Origin of the sequence: Qipengyuania gelatinilytica (assembly GCF_019711315.1) — a bacterium.
Classification (GTDB): Bacteria; Pseudomonadota; Alphaproteobacteria; order Sphingomonadales; family Sphingomonadaceae; genus Qipengyuania; species Qipengyuania gelatinilytica.
The window spans coordinates 692,561-709,332 of record NZ_CP081294.1 but is presented as its reverse complement, the minus strand read 5'-3'; the positions used below and the strand labels follow the sequence as shown (position 1 = coordinate 709,332).

Annotated in this window: 18 protein-coding genes and 1 tRNA gene; 14 read left to right on the top strand and 5 right to left on the bottom strand. The window is 61.9% G+C overall.

From position 1 onward, the window contains the following. Positions 1-124 precede the first annotated feature (124 nt). Together rpsB and tsf are read left to right on the top strand one after the other, a co-directional pair. The gene (gene rpsB, locus K3136_RS03485; RefSeq protein ID WP_221431524.1) at positions 125-874 is read left to right on the top strand and encodes a 30S ribosomal protein S2; all 750 of its coding nucleotides are present in this window, start codon (positions 125-127) and stop codon (positions 872-874) included. Between the two features lie 117 nt (positions 875-991). Further along, complete coding sequence (gene tsf / locus K3136_RS03480) at positions 992-1,918, top strand: translation elongation factor Ts (RefSeq protein WP_221431523.1); 927 nt, start codon at positions 992-994, stop codon at positions 1,916-1,918. A 99-nt stretch (positions 1,919-2,017) separates the two neighbouring features. On the opposite strand, the gene K3136_RS03475 is transcribed toward tsf, so the two are convergent. After that, positions 2,018-2,884, bottom strand: a complete 867-nt coding sequence (locus tag K3136_RS03475) for an AraC family transcriptional regulator (protein WP_221431522.1) — start codon at positions 2,882-2,884, stop codon at positions 2,018-2,020. Positions 2,885-2,921: 37 nt separating this feature from the next. Next, complete coding sequence (locus K3136_RS03470) at positions 2,922-4,292, bottom strand: MFS transporter (RefSeq protein WP_221431521.1); 1,371 nt, start codon at positions 4,290-4,292, stop codon at positions 2,922-2,924. A 150-nt stretch (positions 4,293-4,442) separates the two neighbouring features. Between K3136_RS03470 and pyrH the strand changes: the two genes are divergently transcribed. The 10 genes from pyrH (at position 4,443) to rpmE (ending at position 13,842) form a co-directional block, all read left to right on the top strand. Next, on the top strand, positions 4,443-5,168 hold the full coding sequence (pyrH, locus tag K3136_RS03465) for a UMP kinase (RefSeq protein ID WP_221431520.1): 726 nt from the start codon (positions 4,443-4,445) through the stop codon (positions 5,166-5,168). A 33-nt stretch (positions 5,169-5,201) separates the two neighbouring features. Further along, on the top strand, positions 5,202-5,759 hold the full coding sequence (gene frr / locus K3136_RS03460) for a ribosome recycling factor (RefSeq protein WP_221431519.1): 558 nt from the start codon (positions 5,202-5,204) through the stop codon (positions 5,757-5,759). 36 nt (positions 5,760-5,795) lie between these two features. Further along, positions 5,796-6,482 carry a polyprenyl diphosphate synthase gene (uppS, locus tag K3136_RS03455; RefSeq protein WP_221431518.1) on the top strand — a complete coding sequence of 229 codons (687 nt, stop codon included), beginning with the start codon at positions 5,796-5,798 and terminating at the stop codon, positions 6,480-6,482. Continuing rightward, positions 6,472-7,173, top strand: coding sequence for a phosphatidate cytidylyltransferase (locus K3136_RS03450; protein ID WP_247711420.1), 702 nt, complete (start codon positions 6,472-6,474; stop codon positions 7,171-7,173). The genes uppS and K3136_RS03450 overlap by 11 nt, the downstream gene beginning before the upstream one ends. Then, positions 7,170-8,327, top strand: a complete 1,158-nt coding sequence (dxr, locus tag K3136_RS03445; RefSeq protein WP_221431516.1) for a 1-deoxy-D-xylulose-5-phosphate reductoisomerase — start codon at positions 7,170-7,172, stop codon at positions 8,325-8,327. Before K3136_RS03450 ends, dxr begins: the two co-directional genes overlap by 4 nt. Before the next feature lie 26 nt (positions 8,328-8,353). Continuing rightward, positions 8,354-9,463, top strand: a complete 1,110-nt coding sequence (gene rseP, locus K3136_RS03440; RefSeq protein WP_221432195.1) for an RIP metalloprotease RseP — start codon at positions 8,354-8,356, stop codon at positions 9,461-9,463. A gap of 136 nt (positions 9,464-9,599) precedes the next feature. Continuing rightward, positions 9,600-12,362, top strand: a complete 2,763-nt coding sequence (gene bamA / locus K3136_RS03435; protein WP_425594358.1) for an outer membrane protein assembly factor BamA — start codon at positions 9,600-9,602, stop codon at positions 12,360-12,362. After that, positions 12,362-13,048: an OmpH family outer membrane protein gene (locus K3136_RS03430; RefSeq protein ID WP_221431515.1), complete on the top strand. Its 687-nt coding sequence runs from the start codon at positions 12,362-12,364 to the stop codon at positions 13,046-13,048. The genes bamA and K3136_RS03430 overlap by 1 nt, the downstream gene beginning before the upstream one ends. Before the next feature lie 22 nt (positions 13,049-13,070). Then, on the top strand, positions 13,071-13,523 hold the full coding sequence (gene fabZ / locus K3136_RS03425) for a 3-hydroxyacyl-ACP dehydratase FabZ (RefSeq protein WP_221431514.1): 453 nt from the start codon (positions 13,071-13,073) through the stop codon (positions 13,521-13,523). 94 nt (positions 13,524-13,617) lie between these two features. Continuing rightward, the gene (gene rpmE, locus K3136_RS03420; protein WP_006834406.1) at positions 13,618-13,842 is read left to right on the top strand and encodes a 50S ribosomal protein L31; all 225 of its coding nucleotides are present in this window, start codon (positions 13,618-13,620) and stop codon (positions 13,840-13,842) included. Between the two features lie 66 nt (positions 13,843-13,908). Here the strand turns inward: rpmE and K3136_RS03415 are convergent, their stop codons facing one another. From K3136_RS03415 to K3136_RS03405, 3 genes are all read right to left on the bottom strand, one after another. Then, on the bottom strand, positions 13,909-14,226 hold the full coding sequence (locus tag K3136_RS03415) for a TraR/DksA family transcriptional regulator (RefSeq protein ID WP_221431513.1): 318 nt from the start codon (positions 14,224-14,226) through the stop codon (positions 13,909-13,911). A gap of 70 nt (positions 14,227-14,296) precedes the next feature. After that, positions 14,297-14,719, bottom strand: a complete 423-nt coding sequence (locus tag K3136_RS03410; protein ID WP_247711419.1) for a GFA family protein — start codon at positions 14,717-14,719, stop codon at positions 14,297-14,299. Further along, entirely contained in the window at positions 14,716-15,351 is a 636-nt protein-coding gene (locus K3136_RS03405) for a prolyl hydroxylase family protein (protein ID WP_221431512.1), read from the bottom strand. Before K3136_RS03405 ends, K3136_RS03410 begins: the two co-directional genes overlap by 4 nt. A 194-nt stretch (positions 15,352-15,545) precedes the next feature. On the opposite strand from K3136_RS03405, the gene K3136_RS03400 reads away from it, so the two are divergent. Further along, positions 15,546-15,622 (top strand) — tRNA-His (locus tag K3136_RS03400). Positions 15,623-15,677: 55 nt separating this feature from the next. Beyond that, on the top strand, positions 15,678-16,742 hold the full coding sequence (locus K3136_RS03395) for a Leu/Phe/Val dehydrogenase (RefSeq protein WP_221431511.1): 1,065 nt from the start codon (positions 15,678-15,680) through the stop codon (positions 16,740-16,742). Positions 16,743-16,772 lie beyond the last annotated feature (30 nt).

Sequence of the window (16,772 nt, the reverse complement as noted above, 5' to 3'; positions counted from 1 at the left end):
AATTCGGGCTGTTTCGAAGGGCGGGCAAATCCACATGGAAGGCGCTCATACCGGTGCCCGATCGCGGGATACTCCGCATCACGGGTTCCAGTCTTCCAGAGGTACAACCGGAAAGGAAATGACCATGGCGGCTCCTACCGTCACCATGCAGCAACTGATCGAGGCCGGCGCACACTTCGGCCACCAGACCCACCGTTGGAACCCGCGCATGAAGCCGTACATCTTCGGCGCGCGCAACGGCATCCACATCATCGACCTGTCGCAGTCCGTGCCGCTCTTCGCGCGCGCTCTCGACTTCATCAGCCAGACCGCACGTTCGGGCGGCAAGGTGCTGTTCGTCGGCACCAAGCGCCAGGCGCAGGATCCGATCCGCGAAGCAGCGCTCGCTTCGGGCCAGCACTTCGTCAACCACCGCTGGCTGGGCGGCATGCTCACCAACTGGAAGACGATTTCGCAGTCGATCAAGGAACTCAAGACCCTCGAGGAAAAGCTTTCGGGTGACACCGGCGGCCTGACCAAGAAGGAAGTCCTGAACCTGACGCGCAAGAAGGACAAGCTGGAGCTTTCGCTCGGCGGTATCCGCGACATGGGCGGCATTCCGGACATCATGTTCGTGATCGACGCCAACAAGGAAGACCTCGCTATCAAGGAAGCCAACGTTCTTGGCATCCCCGTGGTCGCCGTGCTCGACACCAATGTCGACCCGAACGGCATCGCCTTCCCGATCCCGGGCAATGACGACGCTGCCCGCGCCATCAAGCTCTATTGCGATGCGGTTGCCGAAGCGGCCCGCAGCGGCAAGGGCGAAGGCGTGACCGACAGCGGCAAGGACGTCGGCGCGATGGAAAATCCGCCGGAAGAAGCTGCGGCCTAAGGCCCATTCGTGAGGCGGGAGCGCAACGCTCCCGTCACACAGGCGAATTAAGCGCCGGGCCGCTGACCACAGCAGGCCCGGTGCCTACGCATTCAAGATACCAAGAAGGAAATCATCATGGCTGCATTCACTGCTGCTGACGTAAAGGCCCTGCGCGAGAAGACCGGCGCGGGCATGATGGACGCCAAGAAGGCGCTCGAAGCCGCAAACGGCGATATCGAAGCCGCAGTCGACGCACTGCGCGCCAAGGGTCTCGCCACCGCCCAGAAGAAGTCGAGCCGTACCGCGGCCGAAGGTCTCGTCGGTCTCGCCGTCGAAAGCACGAAGGGCGTTGCCGTCGAAGTGAACTCGGAAACCGACTTCGTTGCGAAGAACGACAAGTTTCAGGACTTCGTCCGCAAGACCACCGCTGTCGCGCTCGGCGTGGACGGTGACGATGTCGAAGCCCTCAAGGCTGCCGGCTATCCCGAAGGCGGCACCGTCGCCGAAAAGCTGACCGACAACGTCGCCACGATCGGTGAAAACCAGCAGATCCGCCGCATGAAGACCGTTTCGGTCACCAACGGCGTGATCGTGCCCTACATGCACAACGCTGTCGCATCGGACCTCGGCAAGATCGGCGTTCTCGTTGCGCTCGAAAGCGAAGGCGACAAGGCCAAGCTGGAAGAACTCGGCAAGAAGCTCGGCATGCACATCGCTGCTGCTTTCCCGCAGGCTCTCACCGCTGAAGGTCTCGACGCCGACGTGATCGCACGTGAACGTGCCATCGCCCAGGAAAAGGCTGCCGAAAGCGGCAAGCCCGACAACGTCCAGGAAAAGATGGTCGAAGGCGCAGTGGCCAAATACGCCAAGGAAAACGCGCTCCTCAGCCAGATCTACGTGATCGACAACAAGACGCCGATCGCACAGGTCGTCGAGCAGGCTGGCAAGGACGTTGGCGCCAAGGTCGAACTGGTGGACTACGTCCGCTTCCAGCTCGGCGAAGGCATCGAGAAGGAAGAAAGCGACTTCGCTGCAGAAGTGGCAGCTGCTGTCGCTGGCTAAGCGCCAGAGAGCTTCCTACACGAATTGGGCCGCCGGAGTTCGCTTCGGCGGCCTTTTTCGTGGGCACCATGCCAATTCGGCCGACCTAATGAACACACGTTAACCCTCGTATTGCAGCCACCTTCGGCGCATTTCGGCTTGCCACTGGGCGAGTTGCTCCGGTGTTTCGGCGGCGGTGCCGTCGGGCCAGAGATAGCGATAGGGAAAATTGTGACCCTGGAGCGCATCGTCCTGAAGCTCGCCGCGATTGAGGCCGGAATGGCGGCGCAGGTCGTTGAGGTAATGCGGAAGGTCGGCATAGGAAAAATCGGGCTCCAACTCGATCCGCCCTTGCGTCCGGGCCTCTATTTCGAGTGTCCGGCCCAGTCGCATGCTCCGCAATATTCGTTTCGGCGTCCGTCCATATCGGCGCTTGCAGGCGCGTTCGAGCGTGCGCGGCGTGCATTCCAGCCGCTCAGCCAGTTCCCCCACCGTCCAGTCGCGGCCTGAATCGCGTACCAGCGCGTACATCTCGCCCACCAATCCGGCGGGCGTCGCGAGCGGCAGCAATTCCAGCAGCGCTTCGTCGAGAGCGGCAAACCACGCTTGCGGTGTGGCGGGCACGGCTTTCAGCCGCTCGTAAATCCGTACAATACGCGGATGCTCGTTCGGGTCCATGGCGACGATCCCCGTCTCCGTCGATGGATCGATATCGAACAGGCGATCATAGGCGTTTGCCATTACGCGCAGGGAGACGATGTCGCCGCCGCCTATCGTATACCGGATATGCGTGGGATCGGTCGCGATCCCCATCAGCACGGGTTCTGTGCGCTGCTCGCCATTCACTTCAAGGTAGGTGCCGGAAAGATTGAAGGCGATAAGGCCGGGAGAGAAGGTGGCGATATCCTTCATAGGCATATGCCAATGCCCGTAGACATCGATGAACCCGGCGAGGCGCGGATCGCACATGCGAATGGGAATTTGCATCGCGGCGCATCATGCGCGCCGCGGCGGGCAAGTCAATTCAGGAGGTTGCGGGCAGAGGGCGCTCCGGCCCGGCGGCACCAGGTGCAGCCCTCCCGTCGGTCATGCCTTCGCGCTCGTAGAGCCTGTAGCGCGAGAGCAGCCAGACGCCGATCGTCACGCCGATGAAGGGCAGGACACTCGCCGAAGTAACAATCGCCCCGATCGCCATTTCGCCTTGTTCCTCATTGGCTATGAAACCGCTCAGCTGGAGCAGCCAGCCCAACGCAAAACCAGTCGCCGCGCCGCCGATATTCCCAACGAGGCGATAAATCGTCATGTAGATCCCCTGCCGCTCGCGACCGGAAACCTTCGCATCGTAATCCGCGATATCGCCGAGCATCGCGTAATTCACCGCTGCCGCGCCCCCTGCGACGCCTGCAATCGCCGTCGCTAACGCAAAGACCGGGAAGCCGAAGACCAGCGTAAGCGGGATGATGGCGAAGACCAGCAGCCACAGCTTCAATCCCTTGCTCCAGATCGCGCGCATGCCCCAGCGTGGAATCATCGCGTACCAGCCCCATCCGGTAATGCGCTGCAGCACGAAATACGTGACGAATATGACCGCGATCATGTCCGGACGATCGATCACGTAGGTCAGCATGTAGGGAACGCTGAAGGCGAGGCTGGTAAAGGCGAAGCTTTCTGCGAATTGTACCCCGATCAGTTGTCGATGGTAGCCGACGCCGAGGACCTCCTTCAGCATCTTGAACACGTTGCGCTCGACGCTGGTATGGTTCGTGGGCAGCTCTTTTAGCAGCGGATAAAGGACAACCGTCAGAACCACGGTCGCCGCGCTCAGGCCGATGAACCAGGGTGCAACCGCGGCCTTGGGATCGTCCGCCTGCAGCGCGCCCTGTCCGGCGAAATTTACCGCTATCACGATCGGTATCGTGATGAAGGGGATGAAGATGCCGAAAAAGGTGCGCGCCTTGGCCGTCGTCCCCGATTCGATGCCGAGCGCGCGGATTGGGATGTAGCGAAGGGTTGTCGCGGTCTGCATCCATATTAGCGCCACGAATAGCCAGCCGATCGTCTGCCATTCTCCCATGCCCGACGGGACGAGGAAGACTGCCCACAACATGGAGCACATGAGGCCGCCGACGAGGATGAAGGGTCTGCGACGCCCGTACCTGCTCTCGCTGCGATCGCTCCATGTGGCGATGGCGACATCGGAGACGCCGTCGTAGATGCGGGCAGCTGCCAGCAAGGTGCCGACCGCAGCGGGCGCGACCAGCAACACATCGGTCGCGTAGATGAAGAAATAGTTCTGGAAGAACACCGCCATCGCACCGATCGGTAATGTGGTGAGTGCATAGAACAACAGTGTCCGGCGGTAGACCAGCTTGGGATCGTCCACGATGACGCTCACGACGGCAATCTCCCCTTGCGACAGGAATATCATGCCGAGCGGTACGCGTCAGCGCTTGAAAGAATGCGACACACTGCGCATTCCACACCCTTGGCAGCGGCGCGCTCGCGCTCTAAGGCCGCGCAAACCCCACAAACAGAGTTGCCCTGCATGACCCTCCCCAAGATGAACCGCGTCCTCCTGAAGCTGTCGGGCGAGGTGTTGATGGGGGACCAGCAGTCCGGGATCGATCCGGCCTTCGTGCTGGAGCTGGCCAAGGAAGTGAAAGCGGCCAAGGAAACGGGTCTCGAAATCTGCCTCGTCATCGGCGGCGGCAATATCTTCCGCGGGATGGCAGGGGCGGCGCAGGGCATGGACCGTGCGCAGGCCGATTACATGGGCATGCTCGCCACGGTGATGAATGCGCTGGCGATGCAGAGCGCGCTCGAACAGATCGGCGTCGAGACCCGCGTGCAGAGCGCAGTGCAGATGGACCAGGTTTGCGAACCGGTGATCCGTCGCCGCGCCGAACGTCACCTTGAAAAGGGTCGCATCGTGATTTTCGCCGCTGGCGTCGGCGCGCCCTATTTCACCACCGACAGCGGTGCTGCGCTGCGCGCGGCCGAAATGAAGTGCGATGCGCTGCTCAAGGGGACCAGCGTCGACGGGGTTTACGATAGCGATCCCAAGAAGAACGCCGATGCCAAGCGCTATGAAACCGTGAGTTACGGCAAAGTGCTGGCGGACGATCTCAAGGTCATGGACGCGAGTGCGGTTGCATTGTGCCGTGACAACGACATCCCCATCGTGGTCTTCTCGATCCGCGAGAAGGGCAATGTCGCAAAGGTTCTTTCGGGCGAGGGTACCCAGACCGTCGTGACCGACCACACCGCTTAAGACGAACGAACAGACAAGACGAGGAAGCCGATCATGGCAAAGTACGACAAAGCCGATATCGAACGCCGCATGCAGGGCGCGATCGAGAGCCTGAAGGGCGACCTTTCGGGTCTGCGCACGGGCCGTGCGAATACCAGCCTGCTCGATCCCGTAGTGGTCGAAGTCTACGGATCGATGATGCCGCTGAACCAGGTGGCGACCGTCTCGGCTCCCGAACCGCGCATGCTCAGCGTGCAGGTGTGGGACAAGGCCAATGTCACCGCGGTGGAAAAGGGTATCGCCAAGGCGAACCTCGGCCTCAACCCGATGATCGACGGCCAGAACGTGCGCCTGCCGATGCCCGACCTTACCGAAGAGCGCCGCAAGGACCTTGCCAAGCTGGCCGGCCAGTATGCCGAGCAGTCCAAGATCGCGATCCGCAACGTCCGCCGCGACGGCATGGAAGCGCTCAAGGAAGACGAGAAGAAGAAGGAAATCTCAGAAGACGAGCGAAAGCGTTCGGAAGACGAGGTCCAGAAACTGACCGACAAGTATGTCGCCGAAGCCGACACCGCTGCATCGGCCAAGGAAAAGGAAATCATGACGCAGTAAGGTCGCAGGCGACCTTTTCTTCGTTCATTTCCCGCCATGGCTGACAGCCCCGACAAGACCGCCCGCCACGTGGCCATCATCATGGATGGCAACGGACGCTGGGCCAAGCGCAAGCACCTGCCGCGCGTCATGGGGCACCGCAAGGGCGTGGAGGCTGTGCGCGAACTGGTGCGCAGCCTCAAGGACACCTCGATCGAGTGCCTGACGCTCTACGCCTTCAGTAGCGAGAACTGGAAGCGGCCAGAGGACGAGGTCGACGACCTGATGAATTTGATGCGCAAGTTCATCAAATCGGACCTGCCTGAATTCATCGCCAATGATGTGAAGCTGAAGATTCTTGGCGACTGGCAATCGCTTGCGCCGGATATCGTCGAAATGCTCGAGGATGCGCTGGCGCAAACCGCCAAGGGTTCGCGCACGTTGGCCGTTGCGCTGAACTATGGCGCGCATGCCGAGATTACTGCAGCGGCACGCGCTGCCGCGGCTCAGGGCGAGATTACCGAAGAGACGCTTGCTGCCAATCTCTACAGCGCCGACCTGCCGCCGCTCGACCTGCTGATCCGCACCAGCGGCGAGGTCCGGCTGTCCAATTTTCTCTTGTGGCAGGTCGCATATGCGGAAATGATCTTCACCGACGTGTTGTGGCCCGACTTCACGCCAGCGCACCTCCATGATGCGCTAGAACAGTTTGCGGGCCGGGAGAGGCGATTTGGTGGCAGGTGAAGCTCCGGCGAAGGGCAAGAATGTCGATTTGCCCATCAGGTTGCTGTCTGCCGCAGTAATGCTTGCAGTCGCGGTTGCTGCGCTGATGGCGGGCGATCCGTGGCTCGACCTGTTTATCGCCGCTGTCGTCATTGCCACGCTCGTCGAGTTCATCCTGCTGGTCCTGAAAGCAACAGCAAGCCCGGTTGCGCGCTTCGTAGCGATTGCGGCGGGCACAGCCTATATCGTGCTTGCGGGCCTGATCCTCGTGCAATTGCAACCCGGAATGATCGTGGGCGTGGTCGGCACGGTGATCGCTGTCGACACTTTCGCCTACTTCTTCGGCCGTACGCTTGGCGGGCCGAAGATCGCGCCAAGCATCAGCCCGTCTAAGACCTGGGCCGGACTGCTCGGCGGCGTCGTCGGGGCAAGCGCATGGCTTGCCACATTTATCTATTTCGCAGCGCGGCAGATCAGCGGGCCCACCACAATGGGCTTCGAGATGGGCGAGATCGGCACGATCGTGGCAATCGGAGCGCTTCTCGCGGTTGCTGCGCAGGCAGGCGATTTCCTTGAAAGCTGGCTCAAGCGCAAAGCGGGAGTGAAGGACAGCTCGAATCTGATCCCGGGGCATGGCGGTTTCTTCGACCGGACCGACGGGATGATCCCGGTCGTGCTGATTGCCGGCGCATTTCTGGGTGCGAGCCTGTGACCCGTTCGATAACCGTCCTTGGCGCGACCGGATCGGTAGGAGCCTCGACGCTCGACCTCATCCGGCGCAACCGGGGTGAATGGCGCGTCGAAGCACTGACTGCGCATTCGAATGTAACTGACCTGGCGAAGCTGGCCCGCGAATTCGGTGCCAAGGTCGCCGTGATCGCCGACGAAGCGCACCTCGATGATTTGCGCCAGGCGCTCTCCGGATCGGACATCGAGGCTGCGGCCGGCCGCGCGGCGCTGTGCGAAGCGGCATCGCGGCCCGTCGATATCGTGATGGCAGCCATTGTCGGCTGCGCGGGGCTCGGCCCGGTCATGGCGGCGATCGAGCAGGGCGCGACCGTCGCGCTCGCCAATAAGGAAGCGCTGGTCTCCGCAGGCGAGGTCATGACCGAGGCGGTAAAGCGTCACAAGGCCACGCTCCTTCCCGTCGACAGCGAACATAATGCGATCTTCCAATGCCTGCAGGGCGGCAAACTGTCCGAGGTCCGCACGATCACTCTCACGGCCAGCGGCGGCCCCTTGCGCACCTGGCCGCAGGAGCAGCTCGACACGGTGACGCCTGCACAGGCGATCGCGCATCCCAACTGGGACATGGGCGCGAAGATCAGCGTCGACAGCGCGACCATGTTCAACAAGGGCCTCGAACTGATCGAGGCGCATCACCTGTTTCCCGTCGGCCTCGACAAGATCCGCATCGTGGTTCACCCGCAAAGCGTGATCCACTCGATGGTCGAGTATCGCGATGGCTCGACGCTCGCGCAGCTCGGTCCGTCCGATATGCGCGTGCCGATCGCATCCTGCCTTGCATGGCCTGCGCGGATGGACACGCCGATGGACCCGCTCGACCTTGCGGAAATCGGCGAACTCACCTTCTTCAAGCCTGACGAAGACCGCTTTCCCGCCACCCGGCTCGCTCGCGAGGCGGCTCAGGCGGGCGGGGCGGCCCCGGCCACGCTCAATGCTGCAAACGAAGTTGCAGTGGCCTCATTCCTGGCAGGTAACATCCCGTTCAGCCGCATTGCGCTATTGGTTGAACGCGTCCTCACGGAAAAAGAGCTTCCGGCTGCGCCGCGGACCCTCGAAGAGGTCCTGCGCGTTGACGAGGATGCGCGGATGCGCGCAAGCGCCATGATGGAGCAAGCCTGACCTTGGACGGATCGATCCCCTTCTGGATGTATCTCATCGGTTTCCCGCTTTTGCTGGGACCGTTGGTTACCCTGCACGAGCTGGGTCACTATCTTGTCGGACGCTGGTTCGGAGTGAAGGCGGAAGCGTTCTCCGTCGGTTTCGGCAAGGAATTGCTCGGCTGGACCGACAAGCGAGGCACGCGCTGGAAGCTGTGCGCGCTGCCGTTGGGTGGATACGTCCAGTTCAAGGGCGACATGGACCCTGCCAGCATCCCGCATCCCGACCAGATCGAGAAAGCCAGCGCGGAAGAACGTGACGGGAGCTTCCACCACGCCTCCCTGTGGAAGCGTGCGCTCATCGTTTTCGCAGGTCCTGCCGCCAATATCCTGATTACGCTGGCGATCTTTGCCAGTTTCTTCGCGCTTTACGGCAAGCCGGTGGCCGAAGACCCCAACCAGACAAATATCGTCCGCAGCTTTGCCGAGGAATCGGTGGCACGCGACGCGGGCCTTCGCGAAGGCGACCGTATCGTTGCGATCGACGGCGAACAGGTGGTCGAGTTCCAGGACATCCAGGACCGGGTCCTGATGTATCCGGGCCGTACGATCGAAATGCAGGTCGAGCGCGGAAACGAAACCCTCGAAATCCCGGTCACCATCGGCGATGTGACCGAGACCGACCGCTTCGGCAATGAATCGCGCATCGGTCGCATCGGTGTCTACTCGAACGGGCTGGCTTTCGAGGATGTGGGGATCATCGAATCCATGGGCCTCGCTGTCACCCAGACCGGCAAGCTGGTCGACATGATGGTGACAGGGATCAAGCAAATCATCGTCGGCGATCGCTCGGTGAAAGAGCTGGGAGGACCGGTCACGATCGGCAAGTTTGCAGGCGAACAACTGAGCCTCGGACCGCTTGCTTTCATCAACTTTGCAGCGCTGATCTCGCTTAACTTGGCATTCATCAACCTCCTGCCAATCCCGGCACTCGACGGCGGGCACCTGGCTTTCTACGCGGCAGAAGCAATCCGCCGGAAGCCCTTGGGACCCCGCTCGACGGAGGTGGCCTACAGGGCCGGCGTAGCCCTCGTGCTTGCGCTGATGGTTTTCGTCACCTTCATCGACATCGCCAAACTTCCCTTCTTCGGGAATTAGGCGGGGACAGGGTCGTGTCTGGTGCCTGCTTGGGTGCCACACGGCTTGATTGGACGGCCTGCATCGGGCAGGGGGCCAACTGGCCTCCGCAGGGCGCAGGCCGATGGATTATTTGAGGACGGGAACTCCCTTGTCGATGACTGGAATTGCGACTTCCGCAAGCGAAGCGAAACTGCGCAGCAAGCGCGTGATGGCCGGCCTCCTGGCAGGCACCGTTCTGGGCGCACTGCCGGTGACGGCGATGGCGCAGGAAACCGGCGCCGATGCGACCGCCGAAGGGCAGGGCGCGGCGCAGGCTGGACAGCCCACTTCGCTCCAGCAGCAGGATGTCGTGCGGACCATTGCAGTGGCAGGTGCCCAGCGCCTCGAGCCGCAGACCATCCTGTCGTACATCCGCCTTCGTCCCGGCGATCCCTACACCCAGGCCGCCGGTGACCAGGTCCTCAAGGACCTCTACGCGACCGAGCTGTTCTCGAACGTCAGCGTCGTGAACGAAGGCGGCAATGTCGTCATCTCGGTGGTCGAGAACCCGGTCATCAACCGCATCCTCCTGGAAGGTAACGAGCGTATCAAGGCGGACAAGATCCTGCCGGAAATCCGCCTCGCCCCGCGCCAGATCTATACCCGTTCGAAGGTGCGCGCCGACGTGTCGCGCATCATCGAGCTCTACAAGCGGCAGGGCCGTTTCGCCGCAACGGTCGAACCCCAGCTTGTCCAGCTCAGCCAGAACCGCGTGGATATCGTCTTCGAAATCAACGAAGGTCCCAAGTCCAAGGTTCGCCAGATCAACATCATCGGTAACGAGCAGTTCTCCGATGGCGATCTGAAGGGCGAGATGGTCACGAAGGAAGCGCGCCTGCTGACCTTCCTCAGCTCGAACACCAGCTACGACCCCGATCGCCTGGCCTTCGACCAGCAGCAGCTGCGTACTTTCTACCTGACGCAGGGCTATGCCGATTTCCGTGTCGTGTCCGCCGTGGCCGAGCTCACGCCCGACAAGGAAGACTTCATCATCACCTATGTGGTGGAAGAGGGCGAGCGCTATAAGTTCGGCGAGGTGAAGGTCGAAAGCGAACTGCGCGACTTCGATAGCGACTCCATGACGCAGCGCCTGCCGATGCAGACCGGCGACTGGTACGATGCACAGCGTGTCGAAGACACGGTCGAACAGCTGACCGACCTTGCCGGTACCTTCGGCTATGCCTTTGCCGATGTCCGTCCGGAGTTCCGCCGCAATCCCGACGACCTGACGATGGACGTTACATTTTCCCTGCGCGAAGCACCGCGCGTCTATGTCGAGCGTATCGACGTGAACGGCAATACGCTGACGCAGGACAAGGTCGTGCGCCGCGAATTCCGTGTGGCGGAAGGCGATGCCTTCAACAGCCTCGCGATCAAGCGTTCGGAAGCACGCATCAAGTCGCTCGGCTTCTTCCAGGAAAACTTCGAGATCTCGCAGGTCGAAGGCAGCGCGCCCGACCGCATCATCCTCGAGGCGAATATCGAGGAGCAGCCGACGGGCGAACTCCAGCTCTCGGCAGGTTTCTCGTCGATCGAACAGTTCATCCTCGCCGGCTCGATCCGCCAGCGCAACTTCCGCGGTCGCGGCCAGACCATCGGTCTCAGCCTGAACTATTCGCGTTATTCGAAGTCGGCCAACGTCAGCTTTTCCGAGCCTTACGTCTTCGACCGCAACGTCTCAATGGGCGCGGATATCTACCACCGCGAATTCGACAACGAGCGCTTCACCTTCGCCAGCAACCGTTACAAGCAGGCGACGACCGGCTTCCAGATGCGCGCCGGCGTTCCGCTGACCGAATACATGGCGCTGATCGGCAGCTACACCTTCAACTACGAAGACATCACCGTCGGTTCGAACTTCTTCAGCGACACCAATGGAGACGGCATCGAGGAATGCGTCGGCTCGCGCTTCGTTTGCGAAGCGGTCGGCCAGCGTACTTCGTCGATCGTCGGCCTGACGCTGAACTACGATTCGCTCGACAGCCGCCTCCGCCCGACGCGCGGCGAGCGTATCTCGGTCACGACCGAATTCGCGGGTCTCGGCGGCGACGTGAGATATGCCAGAATGCGTGCGCAGATGGGCAAGTGGTTCCCGCTCGGCAGCGGCTTCATCTTCTCGCTCAATGCTGAAGGCGGCTGGATCCATGCGCTCAAGGACAATCCCAACCCGGGCTTCGACGACGTTCGCCTGACCGACCGGTTCTTCCTCGGCGAATCGCAGTTCCGCGGCTTCGACATTCGCGGCCTCGGCCCGCGCGTCGTCCGCCTGCGCTACCAGGATCTCGACAGCGATCCGACCACGCCACGCACGCTGCAGACGATCGAGGAATTCCGCGCGATCGACAACAACCAGTTCGACGATGCACTTGGCGGCCGTGCCTACTATCTCGGCCGTGCGGAGCTCGAAATCCCGCTCGGTTCGGGTGCGCGTGAAATGGGCCTGCGCCCGTCGATCTGGGCTGATGTCGGCTCGCTCTTCGCGATCGACCGCCCGATCCTCGCCGACTTCCCGAACAGCTTCCAGCAGACGCAGTTCGGACGGGCGGTCTTCTTCGGCCCGCTCTACGATGCGGACGGCAACCCGGTCATCGACAATAACGGCACGCCCGACGATCCGAGCGACGATTTCCCGACCACGGGCAATACGTTCGATGCAGTCGATGCCGACGGTAATCCGAACGACGTCGTGCTCGACCCCAACGGCTTCTATAAGGAAGTCCTGCTCGGCGACAGCCCGAGCCCCCGTATCACCGTGGGTATCGGTGTGAACTGGAACTCGCCCTTCGGTCCGTTCAGGATCGATCTATCGCATGCCATTAAAACGCAGCCGGGTGACGACACCAAAACCCTTTCCTTCAACGTAGGAACGCAATTCTAATGAAACTTCTCACCAAGACCCTTGCCGCTGCGAGCCTCGCCGGTGCGGCCCTTGCCGCTACCCCCGCCGCTGCGCAGGTTTCGGGTAACATCGCCGTTGCCAATGCCCCGGCTACGATCGCCTTCAGCAACGCGCTGAACACCGCGTACCAGCAGATCAGCACTACCTACGCAGCGGACATCACCTCGCTCCAGCAGAAGAGCCAGCAGCGCCAGGCGCTGGTGCAGCCGTTCGACACCGACGGTGACGGCCAGCTCAACCAGACCGAGTTGCAGGCCTACCAGGGTACGACCCAGGCGCAGCAGGTCCAAGCGCTCGACCAGGAACTCGGCCAGCTTTCGAACCGTCTCGACGCAGCTCGCGTCTACGCGGTCGAGCAGGTCCTCAACCAGTACGGCACCGCTCTCGAAGCGGTGATTACCCAGAACAACATCGTGGCGGTCCTTTCGCCTGATTCGCTGGTCTGGTCGAACCAGGCTGCGAACATCAATCAGAAGGTTCTCGATTCGATGAACGCCGCGCCGGTTGCGGTCCAGATTACTCCTCCGCAGGGCTGGCAGCCGTCGCAGCAGGCAGTTGCCGCGTTCCAGCAGGTCCAGCAGATCCGCCTGATTGCCGCCGCCCGCCAGCAGCAGGCGCAGCAGCAGCAGGCACAGCAGCAGCCGGCCCAGCCGAGCGGCCGCTAAGCCAGACAAGGGAGCAGGGGATATGAGCGATACCGGTTTCGACGTCGTCGAGGTGCTCAAGCGCCTTCCGCACCGCTATCCCCTGCTGCTCGTCGACCGTGTGGCCGAGCTCGTCCCCGACGAGCGCATCCACGCGGTAAAGGCAGTCAGCTTCAACGAAGACTTCTTCCAGGGTCATTTCCCTGGTGCGCCGATCATGCCCGGCGTCCTTCAGATCGAGGCGCTGGCACAGGCTGCAGGCGTGCTCGCGGTTGAAAGCCTCGGCCTCGCCGGATCGGGCAAGCTCGTCTATTTCATGGCGATCGAAAACGCGAAGTTCCGCGCTCCCGTGACGCCGGGCGTCTTGCTCGACCTCAAGGCCAGCTTCGTCCAGAAACGCGCCCGCGTCTGCAAGTTTGCAGGCGAGGCCAGCGTCGATGGCAAGGTCACCTGCGAAGTCAGCTTCACCGCCATGATCGCCGACGCTCCCGAATAACCTTGCGAATCTTGGGTAGCGCCGCTAAGGGCGCAGCCTTTCCCAACACAGCTGGACCGGTCGGAACCGTTCCGAAGCTAGAAGGACGTTTATCATGAAGGCCGAAGGTCACCCCGATTACCACATGATCACGGTCAAGATGACCGATGGTACCGAATTCCAGACGCGCTCGACCTGGGGCAGCGAAGGCGACACGCTGACGCTCGACATCGACCCCACCAGCCACCCGGCATGGACCGGCGGCAAGCAGCAGCTTCAGGAAGGCGGCCGCGTTGCAGCCTTCAACAAGCGCTTCGGCGGGCTCACGCTCAAGAAGTAAGCTGTTCGCGAGTAGCGACAAGTTTCAAAGGGCGGTCCTTGCAGGGCCGCCCTTTTTCGTTGCGCTTCAGGCAGCGCAGTCGATGCAGCGGGTGGCGATCGGGCGTGCTTCGAGGCGGGCTTTGGCGATGTCCTTGCCGCAGGTTACACAGGTCCCGTAGGTGCCATTCTCGATCCTCTGCAGCGCCATGCGGATCTGCGAGATTTCCTTGCGCAGTACTTCGTCCACGCCCTCCAGCGCCTCGTCATCGGCTAGGTCCACTGCCTGCTCGCTCGAATCGGCGTCGAGCGGATGGCGCAGGTCGTCCTCGATCACTTCGGCCCTCTCAAGAAGGTCTGCGAGCCGGTTCTCCAACTGCGTCCGGATTTTCTTGAACTGGTCCATGCCTAAGCCCTTCTTCGCCTGAGAATGAGGGCATTCTAGCAGTTCTTCCGGGCAGTGAATTTGATGGGGATCAATAGTCCGTCGGTTCGAAACGCAGCACGCCCGCATATTCATAGGCGTTGCCGTCGCCGGGATGCCGCTGGCCGTTGAACACCGGTACTTCCGGGATTTCGTAGATCGAGATGCCGTCCACGCAGGCCATGTTCACGCCGTAATGGTCGGGTTCCGATCGCAACTGGTGGAAGGTGTGGATGCCGCATTTCGAGCAGAAGCGATGTTTCGCCTGCCCGCTTCCGAAAGTGTAAAGTGTCAGCGCCTCTTCGCCCTGCGTTATGTCCAGCGATGTCATGGGAACGTCGAGCATGACGACGCCCTTCATCGCGCAGATCGAACAATTGCAGCGCCGGACGACCGCGTTTTCCGGCACGGTCAGGCGGAAGCGGACGGTCCCGCAGTGACAGCCTCCCGCAAGCGATTTTCCAGCCTCGATCACCAGCCCCACTCCTTCTCGCGATACCATTTGGTAATCACATATTTGACGCCCTTGCGAACCTTCATCCCGTGATGGATGGTATTGGGGTTCTCCCGCCCGTCGGGCCGCATGTTGTTCCAGCAGACCAGCTTGCCGGCTTCCGGCTGGAAGGTCTTTTTAACCGCCTTGAACCGCGTTGCCCCGCCAGCCTCGACCTCGTTGAGGTAGATCATGAAGGTCCAGGTGCGCTGCCCGGCGACCGAGCAGTATTTCTCCCAATCCTGACCGCCGCGATTGAAATAGTCGCAATGCGGCTTGAATTCCTGCCCGACGTCATAGCGCTGGCCCTGCAGCGGTTCGCCATAGGCCGGGTCGATACCGTTCAGCGCAGTGAGCATCGCCTCCAGCTCGCGGACAGCCGGTTCCCCGGCATCGAGATCGCAGGTCTCGCTGGTGCGGAAGTAGTGATCATCGCCTGCATCGGCGAGGGTGGATGGCCGGCGGTCCTTTTCGATCAGCGCGATGATCTGTTCGCGCAGGTCCTGCCCGAGAAAATCGCGCATCTGGAACAGCTCGAGCTTGTCGCTCGGGATACGCTGCACGCCGGGTCTCGACAGCAGCCATTCGGCAGAGGATTCGCCCGGGGCATTCATGGGATTGCACGATAAACGCTCGCAACGCGCTATCAAGCCGAGAAAGATAGTTGCGCAAGTGAGGGTTGAAACGCTTTTTCGCTTCCCATATCGGCCTCGTTGTGCAACAGGCACGCGCCGTTGCGCAAGGCGGGTTGACGGCCCGCCGCTCGCGTATATGTGCCGCCTTCCCGGCAGCGTTCCGGGGGCATGTGGCGATCGTAGCTCAGTTGGTTAGAGCGCCGGTTTGTGGTACCGGAGGTCGCGGGTTCGAACCCCGTCGATCGCCCCATTTTCTCCCTTCGCACCGGGTATACAAATACCTTATCCAAAGGGGCGAGAGGCTGATGACTGCATTCTGGACCGAAGCGGACTATGACGATCACGAGCTGGTACAGCTTGTGCGCGACGCGAAGAGCGGCCTGACTGCGATTATCGCACTCCATTCGACCCATCTCGGCCCCGGCGCGGGCGGAACCCGGTTCTGGCACTATGCAGAACCCGGCGATGCGATGCGCGATGCGCTGCGTCTGTCGCGCGGCATGAGCTACAAGAACGCGATGGCCGGCCTGCCCATGGGTGGCGGCAAGGCCGTGATCCTGGCCGATGCCGACAAAACCAAGACCCCTGAAATGCTCGCGGCATTTGCCGACGCGGTCGACGCTCTGGGCGGACAATATGTCACCGCCGAAGATGTCGGTATTTCCGAAGCGGACATGGCTGCGGTTGCCGAGCGAACGCAGTATGTATCCGGCCTTCCGGTCGACGGCGAAAACGCAGCTGGCGGCGATCCGGGTCCTTTCACCGCACTCGGCATCTTCCACGGCATCAAGGCCGCAGTGAAGCACAAGCTCGGCAAGGACAGCATGGAAGGCGTCCATGTCGCCATCCAGGGCACCGGCAGCGTTGGCGGCGGTGTCGCCCGACTGCTCGCCAAGGAAGGCGCGAAGCTGACGCTGGCCGACATCCACGAAGACCGTTGCGAGGCACTGGCCAGTGAAATCGGCGCCGACACAGTTGCGTCCGATGCTGTCATGTCGGTCGCTTGCGACGTCTTCTCGCCCAATGCCCTTGGCGCGATCCTCGATGACGAAGGCATTGCCCGTCTCGACTGCAAGATCGTGGCCGGCGGTGCGAACAACCAGCTGAAGCGTCCCGAGCACGGTCCCATGCTGGCCAAGCGGGGCATCCTCTACGCGCCGGATTATGTCATCAATGCCGGCGGCATCATCTCGGTCACGCTCGAATACCTGTGCCGCAACAACGGCGCGCCCTGTGACATCAACGAAGTTCGCAAGCGGATTGCGCTGATTCCGGGCCGGCTCGAACAGATCTGGCAGGAAAGCGATGCGAGCGGCAATTCGCCCGACCAGGTGGCAGACAAGATGGCGCAGGAACTGATCGGACGCTGATCATGCTTGCCCGTTGAGGCCGCTACTGCA